Origin of the sequence: Ensifer sp. ENS08 (assembly GCF_014852195.1) — a bacterium.
Lineage (GTDB): Bacteria > Pseudomonadota > Alphaproteobacteria > Rhizobiales > Rhizobiaceae > Ensifer > Ensifer adhaerens.
Window position 1 is genome coordinate 1 of sequence record NZ_JACVBF010000103.1, and the last position, 253, is coordinate 253.

Consider the following 253-nt stretch of genomic DNA (forward strand, 5'->3'; position numbering starts at 1 on the left):
ATTTTGGCGAGAAGCGAATGGAGATCGGAGGCGAGAAAGTCCGCGTCTACATCTTCGTGGCAACGCTTGGCTATTCGCGTCGCACATACGCGACGGCGTTTCTCCACGACCGTCAGTCTGCCTGGTTGGGATGGAGGCAGCCTTCAGGCATTTTGGCGGTGTCACAAGCGAGGTCCTTCTCGATAATGCTGCGGCATTGGTAACACGGCACGACGCGGTGACCCGCGAGGTCGTGTTCAACGATCGGCTGCAT

The 253-nt window shown here is 58.1% G+C and carries 1 pseudogene; it reads left to right on the plus strand.

Features of this window, described 5'->3' with window-relative positions:
* Window positions 1–253, plus strand: a pseudogene (locus tag IB272_RS35310) (IS21 family transposase); the annotation flags it as partial.